This is a genomic window from Paraclostridium dentum (assembly GCF_012922555.1).
GTDB classification, from domain to species: Bacteria; Bacillota; Clostridia; order Peptostreptococcales; family Peptostreptococcaceae; genus Paraclostridium; species Paraclostridium dentum.
In genome coordinates this window covers 1-321 of record NZ_WIPK01000194.1, presented here as the reverse complement: position 1 = coordinate 321, position 321 = coordinate 1, and the positions used below count along the sequence as shown (strand labels likewise).

Sequence of the window (321 nt, the reverse complement as noted above, 5' to 3'; positions counted from 1 at the left end):
CAGGCTTGATCACCGGACGCATCATGCCTACAGTGTGGACTGTGCTGCTGATGGTATACTTATGTATACCACTGGGGTCTTATGGAGCATTAGTAGTCTCAAGAGACAATGAGCCACAGGAAAGTGACGGCAGTTCCAGCAAAGTCATAAAGAAAAGAAGTGTGAACCCTTCTCAAATAGAGTTTCAGAATGTGAAGATAGACTGCAAGGTGGCGTCTCGATTTGCCCACACAGTCATGACGTCCACAGCTCTAAACAAGGCCAACGTCTCACAGGAAGTCTTCTTCGAGGTGGAGTTACCCAAGACGGCCTTGATCTCCA

1 protein-coding gene is annotated in these 321 nt (G+C 48.0%); it reads left to right on the top strand.

Translation table 11 applies throughout. The annotated features are described in order from the left end of the window. Positions 1–50: 50 nt before the first annotated feature. Positions 51–321, top strand: a 271-nt coding sequence (locus tag GFJ41_RS21335) for a VIT domain-containing protein (RefSeq protein ID WP_170076058.1), incomplete at its 3' end; no start/stop codon positions are given.